We start from the raw sequence: 24,024 nt of genomic DNA, 5'->3' as shown, positions 1-24,024 counted from the left end.
ATGGCCGATCCGACCGCACGTCTGCTGGCCATGCTGTCGCTGCTCCAGACCGGACCGGAGCGCTCCGGCTCCGAGTTGGCAGAGCGGCTGGGCGTCTCGACCCGCACCGTACGGCACGACGTCGAGCGGCTGCGCGACCTCGGCTATCCCGTCGACGCCACCCGGGGGTCGACCGGCGGCTACCGCCTCGGCGCGGGCGGGAAGCTGCCGCCGCTCCTCCTCGACGATGAGGAGGCGGTCGCCGTGACCGTCGGCCTCCGGGCCGCGGCCGGCATCGCCGGCGTGAGCGAGTCCGGCGCGCGGGCACTCGCGAAGCTCGAACAGGTCCTCCCCTCGCACCTGCGGCCGACCGTCGACGCCCTCCGGTCGAGCGTCGACCGCGCACCGGAGAACAACGACACCGACGCTCCCGACCCTGAGGTGGATGCCGCCGCACTGCAGGCGATCGCCACCGCCATCCGGGGCGAGGAGTGGGTGCGGTTCGACTACGAGGGCTCGCCGACGCTCGTCGAGCCCTACCGACTGCTGACGTGGCACCGGCGCTGGTATCTCGTCGGCCGCGACCCGCAGGCCGGCAGCTGGGCGACCTACCGCGTCGACTGGATGGAACTGCGGATGCCGACACGGCGCCGCTTCACACCGCAGCCGCTGCCCGGCGGCGACTACACCGCTTTCGCGATGCGGACGATCGCCGTGAGCGGATGGGTCGTGCACGCCCGGTTGCGGATCGACGCACCGGCGGAAGCGGTGCTCGACCGCATCCATGCCGCCGTCGGCGTCGTCGAGCCGGTCGACGAGAGCCACTGCATCCTCGTCACCGGTGCGGACAGCCTCGACACGGTCGCGGCGTACATCGGGATGCTGATGATGGACTTCACCGTCGAGTCACCGCCCGAGCTGGTCCCCCGCCTGCAGGTGCTGTCGGAGCGCTATGCGCGGGCCGTCGCCGGGAGCCCCGCGACGGCCGCGCATCGCGCCGAGGTCAGGCGCCCTTGAGGCGCGCAGCCAGGTAGTCGTGCAGCTCGTCGATGCCGACGCGCTCCTGAGCCATGGTGTCGCGGTCACGCACCGTGACGGCCCTGTCGTCGAGCGAATCGAAATCGATCGTGACGCAGAACGGCGTGCCGATCTCGTCCTGACGGCGGTAGCGACGGCCGATGGCACCGGCGTCGTCGAAGTCGACGGCCCACGAGCCGCGCAGTGTGTCGGCGACCTCGCGCGCGAGCGGCGACAGGCGCTCGTTGCGGCTCAGCGGCAGCACGGCCGCCTTGACGGGGGCGAGGCGCGGGTCGAGCTTGAGCACCGTTCGCACATCGGTGCCGCCCTTGGCGTTCGGCACCTGCTCCTCGACGTACGCGTCGACGAGGAAGGCCATCATGGCGCGGGTCAGGCCGAACGACGGCTCGATCACGTACGGGGTGTAGCGCTCGCCCGACGCCTGGTCGAAGTACGTCAGGCTCTGGCCCGACGCCTCGCTGTGGCTCGACAGGTCGTAGTCGGTGCGGTTGGCGACGCCCATGAGCTCGCCCCACTCCTTGCCCTGGAAGCCGAAGCGGTACTCGACGTCGATCGTCCCGGCCGAGTAGTGCGCACGGTCCTCCTCCGGCACGTCGAACTGGCGCATGTTCTCGGGGTCGATGCCGAGGTCGATGAACCAGTTCCAGCACGCCTCCACCCAGTGGTCGAACCACTGCGGCGCCTCGGCCGGAGGAGTGAAGAACTCGATCTCCATCTGCTCGAACTCGCGCGTGCGGAAGATGAAGTTGCCCGGCGTGATCTCGTTGCGGAACGCCTTGCCGACCTGCCCGATGCCGAACGGCGGCTTCTTGCGGCTCGCGGTGAGCACGTTCGAGAAGTTCACGAAGATGCCCTGCGCGGTCTCCGGGCGCAGGTAGTACAGGCCTGACTCGTCGTCGACGACACCGAGGTACGTCTTCACGAGTCCGGAGAAGTCCTTGGGCTCGGTGTACTGGCCCTTGGTGCCGCAGTTCGGGCACGGCACGTCGGCGAGGCCGTTCTCGGCCTTGCGGCCCTTGCGTGCCTCGAAGTCCTCGATGAGGTTGTCGGCGCGGAACCGCTTGTGGCAGCTCAGGCACTCGACGAGCGGGTCGCTGAAGGTCGCGACGTGACCGGACGCCTCCCACACCCGCTTGGGCAGGATGATGCTGGAGTCGAGGCCCACCATGTCGCCGCGGCCGCGCACGAACGTCTGCCACCACTGCCGGCGGATGTTCTCCTTGAGCTCCGTGCCGAGGGGCCCGTAGTCCCACGCCGACCGCGAGCCGCCGTAGATCTCACCCGCCTGGAAGACGAACCCGCGGTGGCGGGCAAGGGCGATGACCTTGTCGAGACGGGACTGTTCGGCCACGGTGGCTCCAATGGTCGGATGCGGCGGGAAGCGGAGAAACCCGGGAATCCGGGCACGTCAATCTTATCCGCGCCGGATTATGCCCGCGTGAACAGGTACCCGCGCTCGACGTCGAAACCGGCGATCCGCAGGCCGCTCCCGAGTAGTCCCTCCATCTGCGCGCGCAGGCGCGTGCGCCATTCGTGCGCGGCGGCGGGATCGGACTCCCGCATCGCCTCGATGTCGGTCGGGATCTCGAGCGTCTCGACCACGAGATCGGATGCCGGCGGCTTGGCGATGTCGGCGAGCGCCCACTCCACGTCGAGACGGTCGCTCTCGTCTCCGGCGTCCCCTCCGCCGAAGATGCCGTAGCGGTTGACCGAGTAGCCGGTGACCCGGGCCCCGAGCACCGAGAGGAAGAAGTGCGCGTTGCGGGCGACGAGCGGGTCGTACGTCCACGTGATGCGGCCGACGTCGCGGGAGAACGCCCACTGGCGCTGGTGCTCCTTGAGCTCGCGACCCCACCCGCGTCCGCGGTACTCGGGAAGGAGAGCCGTGATGTGCGAGTGCATCGCACGACGAGCCGGGGCGCCGAAGAACGCGATCGACGCTCCGACCATCCGCTCCTCCCCGCCCTCGCCGTCGAAGAGCCCGACGACGTAGTTGCCCGACTGCTGCAGGGCGCGCAGCGTCCCGGCGTCGATGACGCGCTCGGGCCCGCGGATGGAATCCAGCAGGCTCTGCGCGTCGATGATCAGTTCAACGGTGTCGAGGTCACGGATGGTTCGCACGCCCCCAGTCTGCCCCTCTCGCCCGCGATAGCGGAATCCGACGCCCTGGGGAATCCTCTGCCGCGGCCTCGGCGGCGGGCGTACCGTGGGGGAATGGCAACACGCGACACGGCGACGACGGCGTCCGACACCCGGTTCTTCGGCCAGCCGTGGGCGCTCGTCCACGTCTTCGGCGTGGAGATGTGGGAGCGTTTCAGCTTCTACGGCATGCAGGGCATCCTGCTCATCTACCTGTACTTCTCGGTCACCGAGGGCGGGCTCGGGCTCTCGCAGGCCGTCGCGGGCGGCATCGTCGGCGCCTACGGCGGCTCCGTCTACCTGTCGACAATCCTCGGCGCGTGGATCGCCGACCGGATGCTGGGCTCGGAGCGTGTGCTGTTCCTCAGCGCGATCGTGATCGTCGCCGGTCATGTCGCCCTCGCCCTGCTGCCGGGGTTCCTCGGCGTCGGCGTCGGACTGGTGCTCGTCGCCCTCGGGTCCGGCGGGCTCAAGGCCAACGCGACCTCGGTGGTCGGCACGCTCTACAGTGCAGACGACACACGCCGCGACGCCGGGTTCTCGCTCTTCTACCTCGGCATCAACCTCGGTGCGTTCCTCGGGCCGATCCTCACCGGCATCCTGCAGTCGACCCTCGGCTTCCACTTCGGGTTCGGCCTCGCCGCGATCGGCATGACGCTCGGGCTCGTGCAGTACTCCTTCGGTCGCAAGGCGCTGCCCGACGAGGCGCGGCGCGTGCCCAATCCGCTGCCCCGCTCGCGGTACCCGCTCGCGGCAGTCGTCGCCGCGGCCGCTGTCGTCGTGATCGCCGTGCTCGTGCTGCTCGGAGTCATCAAGGCCGATAACCTCTCGACGATCGTCATCATCGGCACGGTCGTCGCCGCGATCGCCTACTTCGCCGTCATCCTCGGCAGCCGCCGCATCGATGCGACCGAGCGGTCACGCGTGTGGGCGTTCCTGCCGCTGTTCATCACCAGCGTCGCGTTCTGGTCGCTGTACCAGCAGCAGTTCACGGTGCTCACGGTGTACTCCGACGAGCGCCTCGACCGGAACCTGTTCGGCTTCGAGATGCCCGTGTCCTGGGTGCAGTCCATCAACCCGGTCTTCATCATCATCCTGTCGGGCGTCTTCGCGGCGATCTGGACGAGGCTCGGGAAGCGCCAGCCGTCGACGCCGGTCAAGTTCGCCTTCGGCGCGATGATCATGGGCGCCGCGTTCCTGCTGTTCCTGATCTTCGCGAACGGCAGCGCGAACTCCACCCCGCTGCTCGCCATCGTCGGCATCCTGCTCGTCTTCACGATCGCCGAACTCCTCATCTCGCCGGTCGGCCTCTCGGTGACGACCAAGCTCGCACCGAAGGTCTTCCACACGCAGATGGTGGCGCTGTTCTTCCTCTCGGTCGCGCTCGGCACAGCGATCTCAGGGTGGCTCGTGCGGTTCTACGACCCGAAGAACGAGGTGCCCTACTTCTCGATCCTCGGCCTGATCGCCATCGCCGTCGGCGCAGGACTGCTGCTGTCGGTCAAGCCGGTGCTCAGACTCATGAAGGGTGTCAGCTGACGGGATCCGGGGGGGCGATCGGGCCCCGGAGTCCGACACCGCCGATAGCCTGAGGGGATGGGAGAGACCGATGATCGCGCGCGCAGAAGACTCTCCCGGAAGGTCCCGCGCTGGGCGATCGTCGCGGTGCTCGCCTTCGCGGGCCTCTGCTCGTCGTTCATGTTCACGCTCGTGGTGCCTCTGCAAGCGGAGCTCCCCCGACTGCTGAACGCCTCCCGCGAGGACACCACGTGGGTGGTCACGATCACCCTCCTCGTCGCCGCGGTGGCGACGCCGATCTCCGGTCGGCTCGGCGACATGTACGGCAAGCGCCGTGTCGTGATCGTGCTTCTCGGCCTGCTCATCGTCGGTTCGCTGATCGCCGCCCTGTCGGGCTCGATCGTCGGCGTCATCATCGGCCGCGCGCTGCAGGGCGCCGTCACCGGCGTCGTCCCGCTCGGCATCGCGATCATGCGCGACGTGCTGCCCTCGGAACGCCTCGGCACGGCCGTCGCATTGATGAGCGCGACCATGGGCGTCGGGGGCGCGATCGGGATGCCGGTGGCGGCGCTGCTCGCCGAGAACGCCGACTGGCACTGGCTGTTCTGGCTCGCCGCCGGCCTCGGCGTCATCGGCCTCGTGCTCGTGCTGCTCGTCGTCCCGGAGGATGTGCTGCGCTTCCCCGGCCGCCTCGATGTGCTCGGCGCCATCGGGCTCGCGATCGGCCTCACCGGCATCCTGCTGTTCGTCTCCCGTGGTGCCGAGTGGGGCTGGACCGCCCCGCTGACTCTCGCGAGCATCATCGGCGGTGTCGCCGTGCTGCTGATCTGGGGCTGGTACCAGCTGCGCACCGATGACCCGCTGCTCGACCTGCGCGTGGCCGCCCGTCCCGCCGTGCTGTTCACGAACATCGCCGCGATCGGCATGGGCTTCGCGCTGTTCGCCTCGAACGTCACGTTCCCGCAGCTGCTCGAGATGCCGGTCGCGACGGGGTCAGGCTTCGGTCTCGACATGGTGTCTGCGGCGCTCGTCATCATGCCGGCCGGACTCGTGATGATGGTCATCTCTCCGCTCTCCGGATGGCTCGAGCGCACCGTCGGACCCCGGCCGCTCTTCACGGTCGGGGCGGTGGCGATCGTGCTCGCCTACGTGTTCGTGCTGCTGTGGTCGAGCGAGGTGTGGCACATCCTCGCCGCCAACCTGCTCATCGGCGTGGGAATCGGCTTCACGTTCGCCGCGATGCCGATGATCATCATGCGCTCGGTCCCCGCGAACGAGACCGGAGCCTCGAACGGTCTCAACGCGCTCTTCCGCTCGGTCGGCACGTCGAGCGCCTCCGCGGTCATGGGCGGCGTGCTCGCGGCGATGAGCGTCGACGTCGGCGGGGTCGCGGTGCCGACCAGGGCGGCGTTCGACGTGTGCTTCTGGCTCGCGATCGCCGCCGGCCTCGTCGCGGTCGTCCTGTCGCTGTTCATCCCGCGGCAGCGGGCGAGCGAGCAGCACCCCTCGCTTCCGGGCTGAGTGTCCGAGGGCGGACGGAGTCGCGCTGCGCGTCGCAGCGTTCGCGTCAGAGCACGCGCGGGTCGGGGTCACCGGGGCGCGGCGGGCGCAGACGCGTCGGCATCGGCCACGGCAGCACGTACTGCTGCGTCGGGGGACGGTTCACGTCGCCGAAGTCGTCGATCTTGACCACGATGCGACCGGGTGCGGCCTCGTCGTCTGGCGTGACCTCGAGGATGCGCACCCGCAGCGGTCCGCCCGCCTCGTCGTCGAGCACCCAGGGATCGGCGAGCCAGGCGATCCCTCGGTCGTCGAGAGCGGCCTCGGCGTCGAGCCAGTCGGTCGGGTCGGAGCACACCCGACCGAGCACGTCGACGGCGACCCAGTCGTCGCCGGAGGGGTGGATCCAGCCCAGCAGCTCGCCGTCGTCTCGGCGATGCGGGGTCCAGTCGGTGCGCGGCATCCTTCGATGCTAGCGACCCGGTGTCGCCGGGCGCCGGTCGTGCCGGCGGGGGGGCTAGTGCGTGTACTCCATCAGCTCGACCCCGAGCACGCGGAACGCGTCGTGCGCCCGAAGTCGATGTGTGATCGAGAGGTCGTCGAAGCACACGATCAAGGAGTAGGCGACACCCGCGCGCGGACCGGCGAGCACACCGGCCTCGGCACGCACACCACGGTCCCGGCCGGTCTTGTTGATGAACAGCAGGCCGTGCGCGTCGTGGTCGTGGGCGAACGGGTCGAGGCCGGTGGCGGCCGCGACCAGGCTCAGGTCCTGGTTGAGGCTGAGCCACTCCGACACCTGAGCGCTCACCGGCGCCCCGACCACCTGCGAGTTGACGAGAGCGGAGAAGAGGCCCGCGAACTCCCTGGCCGAGCCGACGGCGACCTGCGGGGCGTCGTCGGGGCCGCGTTCGTCACGGAAACGGTCGAGAAGCGCGGTGCGACGCAGGCCGAGGTCCTCGATGCGCTGCCGCACACGATCGTGACCGACGCGGGTGAGCAGCGCATTGACGGCGATGGGGTCCCCGGCCGTCGCCGCGAGCACGGCGAGGTCTTCGAGCGGCAGCGCGGGGGCATGCAGATGACGCCACACGCCCGAGGTCGAGACCGAGTCGACGGCAGACCGGTCGACGATCTCGAGCGGGTCGAGCGCGCCCGACTCGAACGCTGCCGCGACCTCGATCAGGAGCGGGACGACGCCGAGACCCGCGACCGGCATCGTGACGTGGTCGTCGCCGGCCAGCACGTGCACGTGGCTGTCGAGATCGACCACGTGCACCGAGACCTGCGCTCCCGCATCCGCGAGCTGCTCGAGTGCGCGGAGCGTCGACGTGAACGAACGACGCCCCTCGGCAGCGCGCCGCGGCAGGCGGCGTCCCGCTCGCTGGGAGCGGCGCAGCGAGGCTAGAGGAGGCCCATCGAGAGGCTCGGGAGCGCCCACGCGTGATCCTTACAGGGGGTCGGATTGGCGGGATGCCGGAGGCTCGCGGCCTACGGCACGGATATCGTAACCCCCGGGGGTGAGGATGCCCTACAGACGACGATGATCGGTCACCAGAACGTCACATGCCCGACGGCAGGGCACCCCTCTGGGGCGTGCGGGTCGCGCGCAGCGGCGCGACCGACGGTCACCAGATGGTGACGCGAGACTCCTCGGGCAGCCATAGCGCATCGCTCTCCGTCACGCCGAACGCCTCGTAGAACGCGTCGATGTTCCGCACGATCTGGTTGCAGCGGAACTCGTTGGGCGAGTGCGGGTCGATCGTGAGCAGGCGCAGCGTCTCGGCCTCACGGCTCTTCTGCTGCCATACCTGCGCCCACGAGAGCAGCAGTCGCTGCACCCCGGTGAGGCCGTCGATGACCGGCGCCTCCGCACCGCGCAGCGACAGCTCGTAGGCCTTCAGCGCGATGCCGAGACCGCCGAGGTCGCCGATGTTCTCGCCGATGGTCAGGGCCCCGTTCACGTGGTGCTCCGCATCGAGCCCTTCGGGCACCAGCTCGTCGTACTGCGAGATCAGCGCCGCGGTGCGCTCCTCGAACGCCGCGCGATCGGCATCCGTCCACCAGTCCTCGAGCTTGCCGTCGCCGCCGTAGCGGCTGCCCTGGTCGTCGAAGCCATGGCCGATCTCGTGTCCGATCACGGCGCCGATCCCGCCGTAGTTCGCGGCAGCGTCGCGCGAGGCGTCGAAGAAGGGGTACTGCAGGATCGCCGCCGGGAACACGATCTCGTTCATGAGCGGGTTGTAGTACGCGTTGACCATCTGCGGAGGCATGTACCACTCCGTCCGATCGATGGGCTTGCCGATCTTGTCGACGTTGCGGTCGTGCTCGAAGATCGCCGCGCGACGGACGTTGCCGAACAGGTCGTCACGGTCGATCGTGAGCGTCGAGTAGTCGCGCCACACCTCGGGGTGACCGATCTTCGGCGTGAAGGCGTCGAGCTTCGCGAGAGCGCGCTCGCGCGTCTCGGCCGTCATCCACTCGAGGTCGGTGATGCTCTGCCGGTACGCCTCGATGAGGTTCGCGACGAGCTCGTCCATCGCGGCCTTCGCCGTCGGCGGGTAGTGCCGTTCGACGTAGACCTTGCCGATGGCCTCGCCCAGCGCTCCCTCGGTGACCGAGACACCGCGCTTCCACCGCTCGCGGATCGTGGGGACGCCGGTGAGTTCGGTGCCGTAGAAGGAGAAGTTCTCCTGCACGATCTCGTCGGTCAGGTAGGGGGCGGCGGCGTGCACGACCTGCGCGCGCAGCCAGGCCTTCCAGTCGTCGAGGCGATCGGCGGCGAGCAGGGTGCCGAGTCCCTCGAGGAAGCTGGGCTGGTAGACGACGGCCTCGGCGAAGGCGCCGTCGTTGTTCGGGGCGACGGCCTCGCGCCAGGGCGTCAGGTCCACTCCGACGAGCGCCTGGATCTCGTCCCAGGTCTTGAGGTTGTAGGTCGCGACCGCGTCACGGCTTCGGACGTTGTCCCAGTGGTGTGAAGCGAGCTCGCCCTCGAGGGCGATGGAGCGGTGCGCTTGCGTCGCGGCGTCCGCGACCCCGGCCAGCGCGAGCAGGCGCTCGAGGTGGGCCCGGTAGGCCGCGCGCGTTCCCTCGAAGGTGTCGAGCCGGTAGTAGCTCTCGTCGGGCAGCGAGAGACCGGACTGCACGAGGAACGGCACGTACCGCTCGGGGTTGCCGGGATCGGGCTCGATGTAGAGGCCGATCAGGTGGGCGCGCCCGTCGCGGTCGTACGCGCCGACTGTGCGGAGGAATGCCGCGACGTCATCGATCGCGTCGATCTCGGCGAGAGTGTCGGCCAGCGGCGAGACACCAGCCGCGGCGATGCGCTCGGTGTCCATGAAGCTCGCGAAGAGATCGCCGATCTTGCGGGCGAGGGTGCCGCCCTCGGCATCCTGCGACTCCTCGATGATGGTGCGCACGTCTTTCTCGGCCTGCTCGGCGAGGAGGTGGAACGAGCCCCACCGCGCCTTGTCGCCGGGGATCTCGGTGCGCGCGAGCCACGCTCCGTTGACGTGGCGGTACAGATCGTCCTGCGGACGGGTGTCGGAGCTGAACTCGGAGGTCTCAAGGCCAGAGGGGAGCACGTCGGTCATGCGACCAGCCTATGCGGGCCTCCGACATCGGCGGCGGGCGCGTCGCTCACTCGGGCCGTTCGGCTCGGCGACGGCGGCGGAAACGCCGCCGACGCGGCTCGTCGGATGCCGGAGCGGATGCGGCGGCGGAGCGCGCGGCCCGTCGCTCGCGCCACGCCTGCACCTCGGCATCGACGTCGCGCGGGGCCGTGACGACGGGCGGCCCGCCCTGCAGCTGGCGTCGAGCCTCGATCACGCGCCGGTTGAAGTCGTCGAGGACGGAGCGAACGTCGTCCTCCCGCCCGAGCAGGTCGAGCTGCGCGTCGAGCTCGCGATCCTCGGTGCGGAGCATGATCGCGGGCGGGCCGAGCCCCGTGAGGTTCTCGGTCTCGATCTTGCGACGGATCCACCAGTCCGGGTCGTGCTGCGTCCCCAGCCCCTCGATCGGCTTGCCCGCACCGGGCAGGTCGTCGAAGTCGCCGCGGCGGATCGCGACCTGGATCGCCGACTCGATGAAAGCCGCCCGGTCGACAGCCGCGGCGGCGCCGGGAGTCGTGGCGACGCGGGACTCCTCGTCCCCCTCGTCGGCCTGCCTCTGCGCGCGGTACCTCGCCGCGGCCTCGCGTGGATCGGTCATGGCGCACCTCCGTGCCTCCGGTCCTCTCCACCCTAGAACGCGAAGCACGAGCACGGGGCGGGCGTCGGTGGCACCCCATAGGCTCGGAGGATGACCGGGCGCACCCTCAACCGCGAGATCCTGCGGCTCGCGGTTCCGGCGCTCGGGGCGCTGATCGCCGAGCCCGCCTTCCTCATCGTCGACGCCGCGCTCGTCGGCCACCTCGGGACCACACCGCTCGCCGGCCTCGGCATCGCCGGGGCCGTGCTGCAGACGATCGTCGGCCTCATGGTCTTCCTCGCCTACTCCACGACCCCTGCCGTCGCCCGTCACTTCGGCGCCGGGCGCCCGGGCGACGCGGTGTCGGTCGGCGTGAACGGCATGTGGCTCGCGCTCGCCCTGGGCGCCGTGCTCGCTGCGGCGGGAGCTGCCTCCTCGCCGTGGCTCGTGTCGCTTTTCGGCGCGAGCGAGGCCGTGTCGGAACAGGCAGGCGCCTACCTCGTCGTGTCGATGTGGGGTCTCCCGGCGATGCTGATCGTGTTCGCCGCGACCGGTCTGCTGCGCGGGATGCAGGACACGGTGACACCGCTCTGGATCGCCGGTCTCGGCTTCGGCGCCAACGCCCTGCTCAACGTCGTGTTCATCTACGGTCTGGGCTGGGGCATCGCCGGGTCGGCCGCCGGGACCGTCGTGGCACAGTGGGGCATGGTCGGCGCGTACGTGCTGGTCGTCCGACGGCTGGCCGCGAAGCACCGGGCGTCGCTGCGCGTGCAGCGCGAGGGTCTCGGACGCACGGCGCGCTCGGGCGGCTGGCTGTTCCTGCGCACCGTGAGCCTGCGCGTCGCGCTGCTCGCGACGGTCGCCGTGGCGACCGGGATCGGCACGTCGGAGCTCGCGGGCTGGCAGATCGTGTTCACGATCTTCTCCGCGGCCGCGTTCGCCCTCGATGCCCTGGCCATCGCCGCGCAGGCGCTCATCGGCAAGGAGCTGGGCGCCGGCGACGAGCAGCAGGTGCACCGCGTCCTGCAGCGCACGGTCGCGTGGGGCGTGTGGTTCGGCGTGATCGTGGGCGGCGTCATCGCGGCTCTGTCCGGCGTTCTGGGCATCGTGTTCACGGGTGATGCGGGGATCGCGGCACTCGTGCAGCCCGCACTCCTCGTGCTCGCGGTGGCGCAGCCGATCGCCGGCGTGGTGTTCGTTCTCGACGGCGTGCTGATGGGGGCGGACGACGCCCGGTACCTGGCGGTGGCCGGCGGGCTCAACCTCGTCCCCTTCCTCCCTGCCCTCTGGATCATCGCCGCGACCGGAATCGACGGCACGGCCGGGCTGATCTGGCTGGCCGTCGCGTTCTTCGGCGTGTACCTGCTCGCTCGCCTCGCGACTCTCGGATGGCGCGTGCGCTCCGGCCGCTGGGTGGCCGCAGGCGCCTGATCCCTCGGCGGTCCCCTCCTGCACATCTCCACTGCGGAGAACGCTGTTCACAGACCCCGGAGTTTTCCGGGATACAGCGTCCGAACGACTCGCGCCGCCCTGCATCATCGAGGGACACTGAAGGGATGCTGGGGATGAACGAACCACAGGTGTGGACACTGATCGGCGTCTTCGCGGCGGGGATGTGCGGCACGATCACGCTGGTCGTGACGATGTTCGTGCGCATCATGAAGACCGAGTTCGCGAGCGTGCGGAACGAGTTCACGAGCGTGCGGAACGAGTTCGCGAGCGTGCGCAGGGAGATGGCGCTCGGCTTCGAGGCCGTGAGAACGGAGTTCCGCGCTGTGCACGGCCGCATCGACGCCATCGATCGCGACGTCAACGCGATCTATCGTCACCTCTTCGGCATCGATCGCAGCTGACCGCCGAGGCCGAACAGGCGACTCCGGAGCGGATCCGCGGCTCGGCTCAGGCCGCGTACCTCCGGCACCACTCGTACATGATGACGGCGGCCGCGGCGCTCGCGTTGATCGAGCGCGTGGAACCGTACTGAGTGATCTCGATGTGGGCGGATGCCGCGGCGAGCGCCTCCGCCGACAGCCCAGGCCCCTCCTGCCCGAACAGCAGCACGCACCGCGAAGGGAGCTCGGCGCGGTCGACCGGCACGGCGCCCTCCACGTTGTCGACCGCGATGATCGGAAGCTCCTGCGCGCGCGCCCATGCGGCGAAACCCTCGACGTCGTCGTGATGCACGACGTGCTGGTAGCGGTCGGTGACCATGGCTCCGCGCTTGTTCCAGCGACGCCGACCGATGATGTGCACCGTGTCGGCGAGGAAGGCATTGGCGCTTCGCACGATCGATCCGATGTTCATGTCGTGCTGCCAGTTCTCGATCGCGACGTGGAACGGGTGTCGGTGCGTGTCGAGGTCTGCGACGATCGCCTCCATGCGCCAATAGCGGTACCGGTCGATGACGTTTCGCGTGTCGCCCGTGGCGAGCAGTTCGGGGTCGTACTGCACTCCCTCGGGCCATGCGTCCTCTCCCCCGGGCCAGGGTCCGACGCCGTAGCCGGGCTGGGGTGAGACCGCGTCGCCGTCGGTCGATCCACGCGGCACGGGGTGCTCGGAGAGGGGCTGCTCGTCCATTCCGTCAGGGTATCCCGCGCCTCCCCCGGTCATATTTAGGTACACCGAAATATCCGCTACGATTTCGGCATGCCGAAAAATGACGTGCTCCCGACGCCGACGTCGCGCGTGACCCCGACTCGCAGCCTGTGGCTCCTGGGGCCCGCCCTCGTCGCCGGGGTGGCGTACCTCGACCCGGGAAACGTCGCCAGCAACATGACGGCGGGCGCCCAGTACGGCTACCTGCTGGTCTGGATCGTCGTCGTCGGCAACGTCATGGCCTGGCTCATCCAGTACCTCTCCGCGAAGCTCGGCGTGGTGACGGGGCAGAGCCTGCCGCAGGTGCTCGGCGCGCGCATCCGGCGCCCCTGGGCCCGCCGCGCCTACTGGCTGCAGGCCGAGCTCGTCGCCATGGCGACGGATCTCGCCGAGGTGATCGGGGGCGCGGTCGCGCTCAATCTCCTCTTCGACGTGCCGCTGCTCCTCGGCGGAGTCATCACCGGCGCCGTCTCGATGATCCTGCTCGCCGTGCAGAGCCGTCGCGGCCCCCGTCCGTTCGAGTTCGTCATCATCGGCCTCATGGCGATCATCACCGTGGGCTTCGTCGCCGGCCTCTTCATCGCCCCGCCCGACCCGTCCGGAGTCGTCGGCGGCCTCGCGCCGCGCTTCGAGGACACCGGGTCGGTGCTCCTCGCCGCATCCATCCTCGGGGCGACCATCATGCCGCACGCGATCTACGCCCATTCGTCGCTCGCCCGCGACAGGTTCGGGTCCGCCGCTGAGCACGCACCGACGGAGGCCGCGCGCACCGAGACCTCGCGCATCCGCCGCCTGCTCAGCGCGACCCGGTGGGACGTCTCGATCGCGATGCTCATCGCGGGCTCGGTGAACCTCAGCATCCTGCTGCTGGCCGCGGCGAACCTCGCCGGCGTCGAGGGAACCGACTCGCTGGAGGGTGCGCACGCGGCTCTCGCCGCCGGACTCGGTCCGGTGTTGGCGACGTTCTTCGCCGTCGGCCTGCTCGCCTCCGGCCTCGCCTCCACGTCGGTGGGCGCCTACGCGGGAGCCGAGATCATGCACGGCCTGCTGCGCGTGCGCATCCCGCTGCTCGCCCGACGACTCGTGACGCTGATCCCGGCGCTGGTGATCCTCGGAGTCGGCGTCGACCCGACGCTCGCCCTCGTGCTGAGTCAGGTCGTGCTGTCGTTCGGCATCCCGTTCGCGCTCATCCCGCTCGTGGCGCTCACCGCCCAACGGCGCACGCTCGGCGCGTGGGCCAACCGCGCGTGGACGACCGCCGCCGGTGTGATCGCCTCCGTTCTGCTCATCGCGCTCAACGGCGCGCTGCTTTGGCTGGTTCTCACGGGAGCCTGAGCCGCGACAGCGCAGAGCAGAGCAGAGCAGAGCAGCCTGCGGGCTCTCCGCCGCCGATTAGGCTCGATGACATGTCTGCCGATTCCGCGCGCCGCACCGTCCGCATCCTCACCTGGGTCGGACTCGCCACCGGCGTCATCGGCGGCCTGCTCGTCGCCTTCCCGAAGGTGCTGCCCGTCGGCGGTCCGTGGGTGCAGCTCGCGCTCGGCGTCGCGACGCTCGTGCTCGCCTTCCGTGCGCGCAAGATCGGGATCGCCGAGGTCGAGGGCTTCGACGGGCGTCTCTCCCTGTTCGCGGCGCTGCTCGGGTTCCTCGTGGTGTTCTTCGCGGGTCAGGTGGCCTTCGGCATCCTCGTCGCGGTCGCCAACCCCTGACTCACGGCTGTCCGAAGGGGCTCGCCTAAGCTGGAACAGTGGCATCCCCGGCAGCAGACGACTACCTGAAGACGGTCTACGCGCACACCGAATGGCAGGACGCGCCGATCACCCCGTCGGTGCTCGCGGCGAAGCTCGGCATCGCGCCGTCGTCGGTCACGGAGATGGTGAAGAAGCTCGCCGCGGCGGGTCTGGTCTCGCACGTGCCCTACGGGGCGGTGCGATTGACGGATGCCGGAACGCAGCGGGCCCTCGCCATGGTGCGGCGTCACCGGCTGATCGAGACGTGGCTCGTGCAGGAGTTCGGCTACGGCTGGGACGAGGTGCACGACGAGGCCGAGGTGCTCGAGCACACCATCAGCGACCGCCTGCTCGAAGGCATCGACGAGCGCCTCGGACGCCCGCGGTTCGATCCGCACGGCGACGCGATCCCGGATGCGGACGGCATCGTCGACCGGGAGCCGTTCGTGCTGCTCGCCGACGCGCCGGCCGGTCACACCGGTCGCGTGCTGCGCGTCGACGATCGCGACCCCGAGCTGCTGCGCACCCTCGATGCGCTGGGTCTGGTCGTGGCGGCGACGGTCGAGACGACGGCATCCGGCATCCGCCTCGACGGCGCTGACGTGGAGCTCCCCGCGGGAGCGGCCGACGTCGTCTGGCTGACCGCCTAGCGCCTGACTCGGCCGCCAGGAGACTGTCACCTCCCGGCAACACGCGCCCAATAGGCTGTGCACATGGGACACCGCGACGACATCGAGTGCTGGCTGACCGACATGGACGGCGTGCTCGTGCACGAGAACACCGCCATCCCCGGCGCCTCCGAGCTGCTCGCCGGATGGGAGCAGAACGAGATCCCCTACCTGGTGCTCACGAACAACTCGATCTTCACAGCACGCGACCTGTCGGCGCGACTGCGAGCCAGCGGACTCGTCGTGCCCGAGGAGCGCATCTGGACCTCGGCGCTCGCGACGGCGGACTTCCTCAAGCAGCAGCTGCCCGGTGGCTCGGCGTTCGTGATCGGCGAGGCGGGCATCCTCACGGCCCTGCACGAGGCCGGGTTCATCATGACCGAGACGGCCCCCGACTTCGTCGTCGTCGGCGAGACGCGGAACTACTCCTTCGAGGCGATCACGAAGGCGATCCGGCACATCAACAAGGGCTCGCGCTTCATCGTGACGAACCCCGATGCGACCGGTCCGTCCGCCGACGGAGTGCTGCCGGCGACCGGCGCGATCGCGGCGCTCATCACGAAGGCGACGGGCAAGGAGCCCTACGTCGTCGGCAAGCCCAACCCGATGATGTTCCGGTCGGCCCTGAACAAGATCGGCGCCCACTCGAAGAAGACCGGCATGATCGGCGACCGCATGGACACCGACATCGTCGCGGGCATCGAGGCCGGTCTGCACACCGTGCTCGTGATGACCGGCATCAGCGACGAGGCCGAGATGCAGAAGTACCCGTTCCGGCCCGACGAGGTCGTCGACTCGGTCGCCGACCTGCTGCCCACGGTCACCGAGTCGATCCCGACGCTCGACGAGGACTGACATGGGCGCGCTCGACGACGGCGAACGGATCTCGGCAGCGGATGCCGCGACCTGGCGCGCCTGGCTCGAGCAGAACCACGAGCGCACGGCCGGCGTCTGGCTGCTGAGCGTGCGAGGCCGCTCCACGGGCGTCGGCTATGACGACGCCGTGCGCCAGGCGCTGTGCTTCGGCTGGATCGACGGCCCCGTGCGCACCTTCGACGACACGACCGTCGGACAGTGGTTCAGTCCGCGCCGACGCGGGAGCGGGTGGGCGGCGACCAACAAGGCCCGGATCGCGGAGCTCGAGGCGACGGGGCAGATGGCGCCCGCAGGGATCCGGGTGCTCGAGGCCGCCCGCGCCGACGGATCGTGGACGGTGCTCGACGGCCCCGAGGCGGGAGTCGAGCCGCCGGAGTTCACGACGGCACTGGATGCCGTGCCCGCGGCGCGCGAGAACTGGGACGCGTTCCCCCCGTCGGTGAAGAAGTTCGGCCTCACGCACATCGCGATGGCGAAGCGACCGGAGACCCGAGCATCCCGCATCGCCAAGATCGTCGCCGACGCGGCGGAAGGGAGACGCCCGTGAGCCAGTCCGACCTGCTGTTCCTGGTGCTCGTCGTCATCATGTCGTCGTCGCTCATCGTGCTCGTCGTGCAGTTCGTGCGCTCCCGCCGACGCGGACCGGGTGCCGGCAAAGGTGACGGCCGCGCGGGCTGGTGGGAAGGCCCCTGGGAAGACGACGACCGCAGGCGCTGAGGTTCCCTCGTGGTTCGGTGAGCGAGCGGAGCGAGACCAAGCGCGCGAGATTCCTCACGACTCCGTGCCCGCACGGCTCTACGCCCGCGCCACTCAGCTCAGCGTGAGGCTCCGCACCGACGCCACCGGCTCCGGCATCCGCAGCGGACCGCGACCCGGTGTGATCGTTCCGAGGATGCGCGCATCGCGCGCGCCCGTCCCTCCCGGAGTGACCGCGGCCACGCCGTGCATCGTGCACCAGCCGATGAGCGCGAAGAGGATCGCCTCCTTGCTGTCGACGGGCGCGCCGAGTTCGTCGGCGAGCACGACCTCGACTCCGGGCAGCGCATCGCGAAGCCCCTGCAGCAGGAGCGGGTTGTGGCAGCCGCCACCCGACACGGCGAGGAAGCCGATGCCTGCCGCACGGACGTCTCGGGCGACGGTGCGCACCGTGAGCTCCGTGAGCGTGCGGACGAGATCGGGTGCCGAGATCTCCCGTCCCTGACGACGAGCATCGTCGACGTGGGAGCGCACGTAGTCGAGGTGGAAATGCTCCTTTCCCGTGCTCTTCGGAGCCGGCAGAGCGTAGTACGGGTCGGCGAGCAGGGCGGCGAGCAGCGCGTCGTCGACCGACCCGGTCCGCGCGATCGCAGCATCGGCATCGTAGCCGCGAGGATCGAGTCCCTCGGAGACGACGACCGCGTCCACGAGCGCGTTGGCCGGACCGATGTCGTAGGCGATGAGCCCGTCCGGACCGACCACGGTCATGTTGGCGATGCCTCCGAGGTTCACGGCTGCTGAGACGCCCGCGCGGTCGCGGAGCAGCAACTCGTCGAGGAACGACACGAGAGGTGCACCGTGCCCTCCGACGGTGATGTCGCGGATGCGCACGTCCGACACGACCGGAGCGCCGACGCGCTCGGCGATCCAGGCCGCCTGACCGATCTGCAGGGTGCCGAGCGCGTGGTCGCCGTCGACCCAGTGGTAGACGGTCTGACCGTGGGTGCACACGGCGTCGACTCCGCCGACGGCCTCGGATGCTGCGGCAGCGACCTCCGCGAACGACTGGCCGATCAGCGTGTCGAGCTCGCACACCTCGGCCAGCGTGGTCTGCGCGGGCGGGAGGGCGGCGACGAGGCGGGCGCGCAGCGCGGACTCGTACGGGACACTGTCCTCGTGGAGCACGATGCCGTGCAGAGCTCCCGCCTCCTCGCGGAAGTCGACGACGGTCACGTCGATCCCGTCGTGCGAGGTGCCGGAGAGCAGTCCGAGTACGCGCATGAGTGTCCTTCCCGCTGCGTGAGTGTTGTGATCCGAGCCTACGGGGAATTTGTTAGGGATGTAGACCGAACGTCACGGCCTCCCCTGCACGTGCCTGGCTCATCCTGAGTTATCCCCCGCTCGGGTAGACGAGCGGTCGGGCCGGACGAGCGGTCACCGGGTGCCAGCTAGCATTCTGCGGAACCCACCGAGGTCCCGTCAGAATAGGAGCATGTTCGTGTCCGCAGAGATCATTGCGGTCGTGCTCAGCGCGGTCGGCATCGTGGTGACACTGGGATCGAGCATGTTCGTAGGCTTCGCGTGGTGCGTGCGTCGGACGGATGCGGTCGAACACAAGCTCAGCGCCCGGATCGACGGCGTCGAGCGCACACTCAACGCCCGGATCGACGACGTCGAGCACAAACTCAGCGCGCGGATCGACGAGGTCGAGCGCAAACTCAGCGCGCGGATCGACGAGGTCGAGCGCACACTCAACGCCCGGATCGACGACGTCGAGCGCAAACTCAGCGCGCGGATCGACGAGGTCGAGCGCACACTCAACGCGCGGATCGACGAGGTCGAGAGAAGTCTCACCGACCGGATCGACGCGGTGGGACACGAGACCACCGAAGTGAAGATCGCCGTCGCCCGGCTCGAAGGTCCGGTGCCGCGCCTGTTGACCCGCGCCCGCTGATCGTCGCTCCGAGAAGCCCGAGGACGATCAGCGCAGCACGAGGGCGGCCGCACCGATGAGCGGCCCCTCGTCGCCCAGCCCCGACCGCACCACGCGGGTGCGACGGGAGTACTCGTGCGCGGCGCTCGCTGTCAGAGCTGCCTGCACCAGGTCGATGTAGTCGGCTGACACCCGGGAGAACCCGCCGCCGATCGCGACGACATCGAGGTCGACCAGGGTGGCCGCGTCGGCAAGGGCCTGCCCGACCGCCGTCGCCGATCGCTCGATCGCCGCCCGGGCGACGGCGACGCCCGCCGCAGCATCCCTGGCGAGATCCTCGCCGGTCGACCCCGTCCAGCCCTGCTGCTGCGCCCACGCGGCGCTGGCCGGTCCGGAGGCGATCTCCTCGAGCGTGAGCCCGCCCTCGCGGCGAACCTGGCCGAGGTGACCGGCGTTGCCGGTCGCGCCCGGGATGTAGGCTCCACCCACGACGAAACCGCCGCCGACGCCCGTCGACACGACGATCGACAGCGACGCTCCGGCACCCTGCGTCGCTCCGAGCCATGACTCCGCGAGCGCGAGGGCGCCGCCATCGTGGCCGAGCACGGTGCGCACGTGCGCACCGCGGATCGCGGACGCTGCGGTGTGCACGGATGCCGCGAGGCCGTAACCGCGCGCGAGCGGCATGTTCACGGGCAGGATGGCGCCGGCAGAGCGATCGATGGGTCCGGCGCTGCCGACTCCGGCGCCGACGAGCTCGGCGTCCGCCGGCAGCGGCGCCAGTGCGTGCGAGACGACCGCTGCGACCGCGAGATCCAGCGAGGGGAACGTCGCTTCACGACCGGTGGCCTGGCGGCTGCGGCTGCCGTCGACGAGCGTGCCGTCCTCGCGGACGAGCGCGGCCTCCATCTTCGTGCCGCCGATGTCGAGGGCGAGAGCGTAGCGGGTCACTGGGGGTCGAGCCCGAGGTCGTCGAGGTCGAAGGCCGCTCGCCATTCGAGACCCTCGGCTTCGATGGCTGCCTGTGCCCCGGTCTTGCGGTCGACGATCACGGCGACAGCGACGACTTCGGCGCCCTCCTTGCGAAGCGCCTCGACCGCCTTGAGCGCGGACTGCCCGGTGGTGGACGTGTCTTCGAGCACGACGACGCGCTTGCCCTTCACATCGGCGCCCTCGATCTGACGGCCTCGGCCGTGGTCCTTCGGCTCCTTGCGCACGACGAAGGCGTCGAGCGGACGATCCGTGGCCACCGAGGCGTGCAGCACCGAGTTCGCGATCGGGTCGGCACCGAGGGTCAGGCCGCCGACGGCTGCGACGTCGAGGTCGGCGATGAGGTCGAGCATGATCCGCCCGATGGCCGGCGCTGCGCGGTGGTCGAGCGTGAGCTTGCGCATGTCGACGTAGTACGTCGCCTTCTTGCCGCTGGAGAGGGTGAAGTCGCCGTGGAACACCGCCTCGTCGGTGATGAGATCGAGGAGTGTCTGGCGGTCTGCGTCGAGTGCGGTCACGGCATCCAGTGTAGGAGGCAAGCCCTAGGCTTGACGCATGCGCTTGGCCACCTGGAACGTCAACTCCATCCGCACCCGCGTGACCCGCACCGTCGAGTTCGCCGTCCGAGAGGACATCGACGTGCTGGCGATGCAGGAGATCAAGTGCAAGCCGGAGCAGTTCCCGTACGGCCCGTTCGAAGAGGCCGGGTACCACGTCGAGGTCCACGGCCTGAACCAGTGGAACGGCGTCGCGATCGCCAGCCGCCTCCCCGTCACCGACGTGCGCACGTCTTTCGACGGCATGCCGGGCTTCGCGAAGGGGCACGAGGGGCCCGATGCACCGCTCGAGGCCCGCGCGCTGGGCGTGCTCGTCGACGGCGTGCGCGTGTGGAGCCTGTACGTGCCCAACGGCCGTGCGCTCGGCGATCCGCACTACGCCTACAAGCTGCACTGGCTCGAAGAGCTGAAGAAGTCGACGGCCGCGGAGCTCGCCGCGAACCCCGACCTGCCGCTCGCGCTCGTCGGCGACTTCAACATCATCCCGTTCGACGGCGACAACGGCGACCCCGACATCGTCGAGGGTGTCTCCACGCACGTCTCCCCGCCGGAGCGCGAGGCCTTCTTCGCCCTCGCCGATGCGGGCGTGAGCGACGTCGTGCGGCCGCTGCTGCCCGAGGGGTACACGTACTGGGACTACCAGCGTCTCAAGTTCCCGCGCAACGAGGGCATCCGCATCGACTTCATCCTCGGCTCGAAGACGCTCGCCGATGCGGTGACCGGCGCATCGATCCACCGCGAGGAGCGCAAGGGCGAGCAGCCCAGCGACCACGTGCCCGTCGTCGTCGAGCTCGACAACAGCCGCCTCGGGACTGCCGCCGGGGAGGACGACGACGACCTCCCGATGATCTTCTCCTGAGAGCGCGTCGTTCAGCGAGCGAAGCGAGACGAAACGCCGTGATATTCCCCGGCCCCCGAGCGAATGACCCCTTCGCGGGTCGTTGAGCGAGCGAAGCGAGACGAAACGCCGTGACCCTGCGCCTGATCGCGACCGATCTCGACGGCACGCTGCTCACGTCCGCGTCGGAGGTGAGCGCCCGCACGCGCGCGGCTCTCGATGCGGCGCGCGAGCGCGGCATCCACGTCGTCCCTGTGACCGCGCGGCAGCCCATCGGTCTGCGGGCGATCGCGTCCGGTGCGGGCTTCGACGGCTGGGCGCTGTGCAGCAACGGCGCATATGCGACGCACCTCACCGAGGGCAGGATGCTGTTCGCCGAGGAGCTGCCGGCCGAGACGATCCGGACGCTGGCTCAGGCGTTGGGCGACAGCATCCCCGATCTGCTGTTCGCGAGCGTGCGAGAGGGCGGGGAGACGTTCGTGGCCCAGCACGGCTACGCCGCCGTCGCCGACCTGTCCGACCACAAGCGCGACCCCGGCACGATGGGCGGCGTCGACCTCGCCGAGGTGCTCGCCGCTCCGAGTCTGAAACTCGTGATCCGGCATCCGGAGCTCGCACCTCCGGTGTTGTTCGAGGCGCTCCGGGGTCTCGGGCTCACCGGTTTCGAGGCCACTCTCTCCGGAGCGCCCTTCGTCGAGGTCATGGCCGAGGGCGTCACCAAGGCCACGGGACTCGCGCGGCTCTGCGAGCACCTCGCGATCGACCGCGCCGATGTCGTGGCTTTCGGCGATGCGCTGAACGACGTCGAGATGCTGCGCTGGGCCGGTCACGGGGTCGCGATGTCCAACGGCCTGGATGCCGCGAAAGCCGCCGCCGACGAGACGACCGCGTCGAACGACGACGACGGGGTGGCTCGGGTCATCGAGCGGATGCTGGACTGAGACGGGGAAGTGTAGCTAGTCCTCGAACGTCCCGACTTCGGGCGTGCGGTCGGTGCGGCCGTAGCGGAACAGCGTCACGCCCTCGGGATCCGTGACCGGCGTCTCGAGCAGCTCGAGCACCGAGGGCAGGGCGTCGTCGCGGAACACCTTCTTGCCGGCCCCGAGCAGGATCGGGTACACCCAGAGGTTGAGCTGGTCGAACAGCCCCTCGGCGAGCAGGGTGTGCACGAAGTCGATGCTGCCGATCACGTGCACCTCGCGATGCCGCGCGCGCAGGTCGGCGATCTCGCTGGCGAGGTCCGCCCCCACGCGGGAGCTCCCCTGCCAGTCGAGGGCCCGATCGGCATCACGGGTCGCGACGTACTTCGGCACGCGGTCGAACAGCTGCCCGATCTCGCCGGACGGGCCGTCGGTGTGCTGCGGCCAGTACGCGGCGAAGATGTCGTATGTTCGGCGGCCGAGCAGCAGGGCGTCGAGCTGCTGCATCCCCTCCGTCACCTGGGATCCGACACCCGACGACGGGTAGCCGGCCTGCCAGCCGCTGAAGGTGAAGCCGCCCGAGGTGTCTTCACCGACACCGCCCGGCCCCCTGGGCGACACCGTCGAGGGTGGCGAACAGGTCGATCACGATGCGTCCGGTCACGAGAGTGCTCCTTTGCACGGGAAACAGCGGTGCTACACGGGAAGGGATGCGCCCAGCGGCGCGATGTGGAACGTGCGGGCGAACGACTCGAGGTGCGAGATATCGCCCCGTACGACGGCGAGCACGTCCTGCGCGATCGCCTCGTCCGGCGTGATCTCGCCGGCGATCAGCCGACGGATGCCGGGACCGGCGACGATCACGGCATCCGCCTCTCCTTGCGGCTGCCGCGCGTCGCCGCCGGGGGCGGGCGGAGCAGGAGGGGAGATCTGCGCGACGACGAGGTCTCCTCCGCGCACCGATGCGCGGAGCGCGACGTCGCCGACGTGCAGCTCGTACTCGGCGTCGGCGGCGGCGTCAGCCTGGAACGCCGTGCGCAGGGCCATCGTGAGCGAGTCGGGTGTGACGACGTCGCCTTCTCGGGGGTCTCCCATGGTCTGGAAGCCCCAGCGCCCGAGTTCGAGGATGACGGACTCGAGCGCCTGCCCGTACGGAGTGAGCTCGTAGGCGAGGCCGCGCCGCAGCGGGATGCGGCGTACGACGCCGCCGTCCTGCAGCTCCTTGAGCCGGGAGGACAGGATGTTGGTGGGGATGCGCGGCAGGCCCTGCTTGAGGTCGGTGTACCTACGGGGCCCGACGAGCAGATCGCGGACGATGAGCAGCGCCCACCGCTCCCCGATCAGCTCGACGGCCGTCGTGACCCCGCAGTACTGGCCGTAGCTGCGCGCCGCCATCAGGATGCGGCGTTCTGCTCCGCGGCGTGATCGGCCACGTGGTCGGGGCCGTTCTCGGCGGCCTCCGGGGTCATGTAGAGGAAGCCGAGCGAGTTGCCGTCGGGGTCGTCGAGGTCGCGCGAGTACATGAAGCCGTAGTCCTGGGCAGGCCGCGGCTCGACGCCGCCGGCGGCGAGGCCCTTCTCGAGGATGGCGTCGACCTCGTCGCGCGAGTCGCGGCTGAACGAGACCGAGACCTGCACGACCTGGTTCGGGTCGGCGATCGGCTTGTCGGTGAAGGTCTGGAAGAACTCGCGCTTGAGGACCATGAAGTAGATGTCCTTCGACCAGACGACGCACGCGGCGTTCTCGTCGGTGAAGTTCGGGTTGATCTCGCAGCCGAGGGCCGTGTAAAAGGCCTTGGCGCGGTCGAGATCGGTGGTGGGCAGGTTGACGAAGACACTGGTCACGATGACTCCTTTGTC

At 69.9% G+C, this 24,024-nt stretch carries 27 protein-coding genes; 14 read left to right on the top strand and 13 right to left on the bottom strand.

Annotated features, from left to right (window positions below):
- Positions 1-996: a WYL domain-containing protein gene (locus tag MRBLWO14_RS11005; RefSeq protein ID WP_341936190.1), complete on the top strand. Its 996-nt coding sequence runs from the start codon at positions 1-3 to the stop codon at positions 994-996.
- On the opposite strand, the gene MRBLWO14_RS11000 is transcribed toward MRBLWO14_RS11005, so the two are convergent.
- Together MRBLWO14_RS11000 and MRBLWO14_RS10995 are read right to left on the bottom strand one after the other, a co-directional pair.
- On the bottom strand, positions 983-2,368 hold the full coding sequence (locus MRBLWO14_RS11000; RefSeq protein WP_341933197.1) for a glycine--tRNA ligase: 1,386 nt from the start codon (positions 2,366-2,368) through the stop codon (positions 983-985). The genes MRBLWO14_RS11005 and MRBLWO14_RS11000 overlap by 14 nt on opposite strands.
- 77 nt (positions 2,369-2,445) lie before the next feature.
- Positions 2,446-3,138: a GNAT family N-acetyltransferase gene (locus MRBLWO14_RS10995; RefSeq protein ID WP_341933196.1), complete on the bottom strand. Its 693-nt coding sequence runs from the start codon at positions 3,136-3,138 to the stop codon at positions 2,446-2,448.
- A gap of 93 nt (positions 3,139-3,231) precedes the next feature.
- Between MRBLWO14_RS10995 and MRBLWO14_RS10990 the strand changes: the two genes are divergently transcribed.
- Both MRBLWO14_RS10990 and MRBLWO14_RS10985 read left to right on the top strand, forming a co-directional pair.
- Positions 3,232-4,695, top strand: coding sequence for an oligopeptide:H+ symporter (locus tag MRBLWO14_RS10990; protein WP_341933195.1), 1,464 nt, complete (start codon positions 3,232-3,234; stop codon positions 4,693-4,695).
- 57 nt (positions 4,696-4,752) lie between these two features.
- Positions 4,753-6,195 carry an MFS transporter gene (locus tag MRBLWO14_RS10985; RefSeq protein WP_341933194.1) on the top strand — a complete coding sequence of 481 codons (1,443 nt, stop codon included), beginning with the start codon at positions 4,753-4,755 and terminating at the stop codon, positions 6,193-6,195.
- Positions 6,196-6,241: 46 nt separating this feature from the next.
- Here MRBLWO14_RS10985 and MRBLWO14_RS10980 read toward each other — a convergent pair whose 3' ends face one another.
- From MRBLWO14_RS10980 to MRBLWO14_RS10965, 4 genes are all read right to left on the bottom strand, one after another.
- Positions 6,242-6,637, bottom strand: coding sequence for a hypothetical protein (locus MRBLWO14_RS10980; RefSeq protein ID WP_341933193.1), 396 nt, complete (start codon positions 6,635-6,637; stop codon positions 6,242-6,244).
- Positions 6,638-6,691: 54 nt separating this feature from the next.
- Positions 6,692-7,615 (bottom strand): serine hydrolase, encoded by a 924-nt coding sequence (locus tag MRBLWO14_RS10975; RefSeq protein ID WP_341933192.1) that lies wholly within the window; start codon positions 7,613-7,615, stop codon positions 6,692-6,694.
- 187 nt (positions 7,616-7,802) lie between these two features.
- On the bottom strand, positions 7,803-9,767 hold the full coding sequence (locus MRBLWO14_RS10970) for a M13-type metalloendopeptidase (RefSeq protein WP_341933191.1): 1,965 nt from the start codon (positions 9,765-9,767) through the stop codon (positions 7,803-7,805).
- Between the two features lie 46 nt (positions 9,768-9,813).
- Positions 9,814-10,383, bottom strand: a complete 570-nt coding sequence (locus MRBLWO14_RS10965; RefSeq protein WP_341933190.1) for a DUF1992 domain-containing protein — start codon at positions 10,381-10,383, stop codon at positions 9,814-9,816.
- 90 nt (positions 10,384-10,473) lie between these two features.
- Between MRBLWO14_RS10965 and MRBLWO14_RS10960 the strand changes: the two genes are divergently transcribed.
- Entirely contained in the window at positions 10,474-11,793 is a 1,320-nt protein-coding gene (locus MRBLWO14_RS10960) for an MATE family efflux transporter (RefSeq protein WP_341933189.1), read from the top strand.
- 134 nt (positions 11,794-11,927) lie between these two features.
- Positions 11,928-12,215, top strand: coding sequence for a hypothetical protein (locus MRBLWO14_RS10955; protein WP_341933188.1), 288 nt, complete (start codon positions 11,928-11,930; stop codon positions 12,213-12,215).
- A gap of 46 nt (positions 12,216-12,261) precedes the next feature.
- Here MRBLWO14_RS10955 and MRBLWO14_RS10950 read toward each other — a convergent pair whose 3' ends face one another.
- The gene (locus tag MRBLWO14_RS10950) at positions 12,262-12,939 is read right to left on the bottom strand and encodes a TrmH family RNA methyltransferase (RefSeq protein WP_341933187.1); all 678 of its coding nucleotides are present in this window, start codon (positions 12,937-12,939) and stop codon (positions 12,262-12,264) included.
- 69 nt (positions 12,940-13,008) lie between these two features.
- Between MRBLWO14_RS10950 and MRBLWO14_RS10945 the strand changes: the two genes are divergently transcribed.
- The 6 genes from MRBLWO14_RS10945 (at position 13,009) to MRBLWO14_RS10920 (ending at position 16,948) form a co-directional block, all read left to right on the top strand.
- On the top strand, positions 13,009-14,292 hold the full coding sequence (locus MRBLWO14_RS10945; RefSeq protein ID WP_341933186.1) for an Nramp family divalent metal transporter: 1,284 nt from the start codon (positions 13,009-13,011) through the stop codon (positions 14,290-14,292).
- A 71-nt stretch (positions 14,293-14,363) separates the two neighbouring features.
- Positions 14,364-14,666: a hypothetical protein gene (locus MRBLWO14_RS10940; RefSeq protein ID WP_341933185.1), complete on the top strand. Its 303-nt coding sequence runs from the start codon at positions 14,364-14,366 to the stop codon at positions 14,664-14,666.
- Positions 14,667-14,704: 38 nt separating this feature from the next.
- Positions 14,705-15,337 carry a metal-dependent transcriptional regulator gene (locus MRBLWO14_RS10935; RefSeq protein WP_341933184.1) on the top strand — a complete coding sequence of 211 codons (633 nt, stop codon included), beginning with the start codon at positions 14,705-14,707 and terminating at the stop codon, positions 15,335-15,337.
- A 63-nt stretch (positions 15,338-15,400) separates the two neighbouring features.
- Positions 15,401-16,210, top strand: a complete 810-nt coding sequence (locus MRBLWO14_RS10930) for an HAD-IIA family hydrolase (RefSeq protein ID WP_341933183.1) — start codon at positions 15,401-15,403, stop codon at positions 16,208-16,210.
- Position 16,211: 1 nt separating this feature from the next.
- Entirely contained in the window at positions 16,212-16,778 is a 567-nt protein-coding gene (locus MRBLWO14_RS10925; RefSeq protein WP_341933182.1) for a YdeI/OmpD-associated family protein, read from the top strand.
- Positions 16,775-16,948 carry a hypothetical protein gene (locus MRBLWO14_RS10920; protein ID WP_341933181.1) on the top strand — a complete coding sequence of 58 codons (174 nt, stop codon included), beginning with the start codon at positions 16,775-16,777 and terminating at the stop codon, positions 16,946-16,948. Before MRBLWO14_RS10925 ends, MRBLWO14_RS10920 begins: the two co-directional genes overlap by 4 nt.
- A gap of 93 nt (positions 16,949-17,041) precedes the next feature.
- Here MRBLWO14_RS10920 and MRBLWO14_RS10915 read toward each other — a convergent pair whose 3' ends face one another.
- The gene (locus MRBLWO14_RS10915; RefSeq protein WP_341933180.1) at positions 17,042-18,208 is read right to left on the bottom strand and encodes an anhydro-N-acetylmuramic acid kinase; all 1,167 of its coding nucleotides are present in this window, start codon (positions 18,206-18,208) and stop codon (positions 17,042-17,044) included.
- 241 nt (positions 18,209-18,449) lie between these two features.
- Here MRBLWO14_RS10915 and MRBLWO14_RS10910 point away from each other — a divergent pair, with 241 nt between their 5' ends.
- Positions 18,450-18,881 carry a hypothetical protein gene (locus MRBLWO14_RS10910; protein ID WP_341933179.1) on the top strand — a complete coding sequence of 144 codons (432 nt, stop codon included), beginning with the start codon at positions 18,450-18,452 and terminating at the stop codon, positions 18,879-18,881.
- A 27-nt stretch (positions 18,882-18,908) separates the two neighbouring features.
- On the opposite strand, the gene MRBLWO14_RS10905 is transcribed toward MRBLWO14_RS10910, so the two are convergent.
- Together MRBLWO14_RS10905 and pyrE are read right to left on the bottom strand one after the other, a co-directional pair.
- Positions 18,909-19,811, bottom strand: a complete 903-nt coding sequence (locus tag MRBLWO14_RS10905) for an ROK family protein (RefSeq protein WP_341933178.1) — start codon at positions 19,809-19,811, stop codon at positions 18,909-18,911.
- The gene (gene pyrE, locus MRBLWO14_RS10900) at positions 19,808-20,368 is read right to left on the bottom strand and encodes an orotate phosphoribosyltransferase (protein ID WP_341933177.1); all 561 of its coding nucleotides are present in this window, start codon (positions 20,366-20,368) and stop codon (positions 19,808-19,810) included. Before pyrE ends, MRBLWO14_RS10905 begins: the two co-directional genes overlap by 4 nt.
- A gap of 37 nt (positions 20,369-20,405) precedes the next feature.
- On the opposite strand from pyrE, the gene MRBLWO14_RS10895 reads away from it, so the two are divergent.
- Together MRBLWO14_RS10895 and MRBLWO14_RS10890 are read left to right on the top strand one after the other, a co-directional pair.
- On the top strand, positions 20,406-21,266 hold the full coding sequence (locus MRBLWO14_RS10895; protein ID WP_341933176.1) for an exodeoxyribonuclease III: 861 nt from the start codon (positions 20,406-20,408) through the stop codon (positions 21,264-21,266).
- 110 nt (positions 21,267-21,376) lie between these two features.
- A complete protein-coding gene (locus MRBLWO14_RS10890; protein WP_341933175.1) occupies positions 21,377-22,186 on the top strand; it encodes a Cof-type HAD-IIB family hydrolase in 810 nt (269 codons plus the stop codon).
- Positions 22,187-22,201: 15 nt separating this feature from the next.
- Here the strand turns inward: MRBLWO14_RS10890 and MRBLWO14_RS10885 are convergent, their stop codons facing one another.
- The 3 genes from MRBLWO14_RS10885 to MRBLWO14_RS10875 all read right to left on the bottom strand — a co-directional run bounded on the left by MRBLWO14_RS10885 (position 22,202) and on the right by MRBLWO14_RS10875 (position 24,009).
- Positions 22,202-22,786, bottom strand: coding sequence for a dihydrofolate reductase family protein (locus MRBLWO14_RS10885; RefSeq protein ID WP_341933174.1), 585 nt, complete (start codon positions 22,784-22,786; stop codon positions 22,202-22,204).
- Between the two features lie 75 nt (positions 22,787-22,861).
- On the bottom strand, positions 22,862-23,560 hold the full coding sequence (locus tag MRBLWO14_RS10880; protein WP_341933173.1) for a helix-turn-helix domain-containing protein: 699 nt from the start codon (positions 23,558-23,560) through the stop codon (positions 22,862-22,864).
- Entirely contained in the window at positions 23,560-24,009 is a 450-nt protein-coding gene (locus tag MRBLWO14_RS10875; RefSeq protein WP_341933172.1) for a VOC family protein, read from the bottom strand. Before MRBLWO14_RS10875 ends, MRBLWO14_RS10880 begins: the two co-directional genes overlap by 1 nt.
- Between the last annotated feature and the right edge of the window lie 15 nt (positions 24,010-24,024).

Source organism: Microbacterium sp. LWO14-1.2 (assembly GCF_038397715.1).
Lineage (GTDB): Bacteria > Actinomycetota > Actinomycetes > Actinomycetales > Microbacteriaceae > Microbacterium.
The sequence above is the reverse complement of the archived record's forward strand: the minus strand, read 5'-3'. Positions and strand labels throughout refer to the sequence as shown.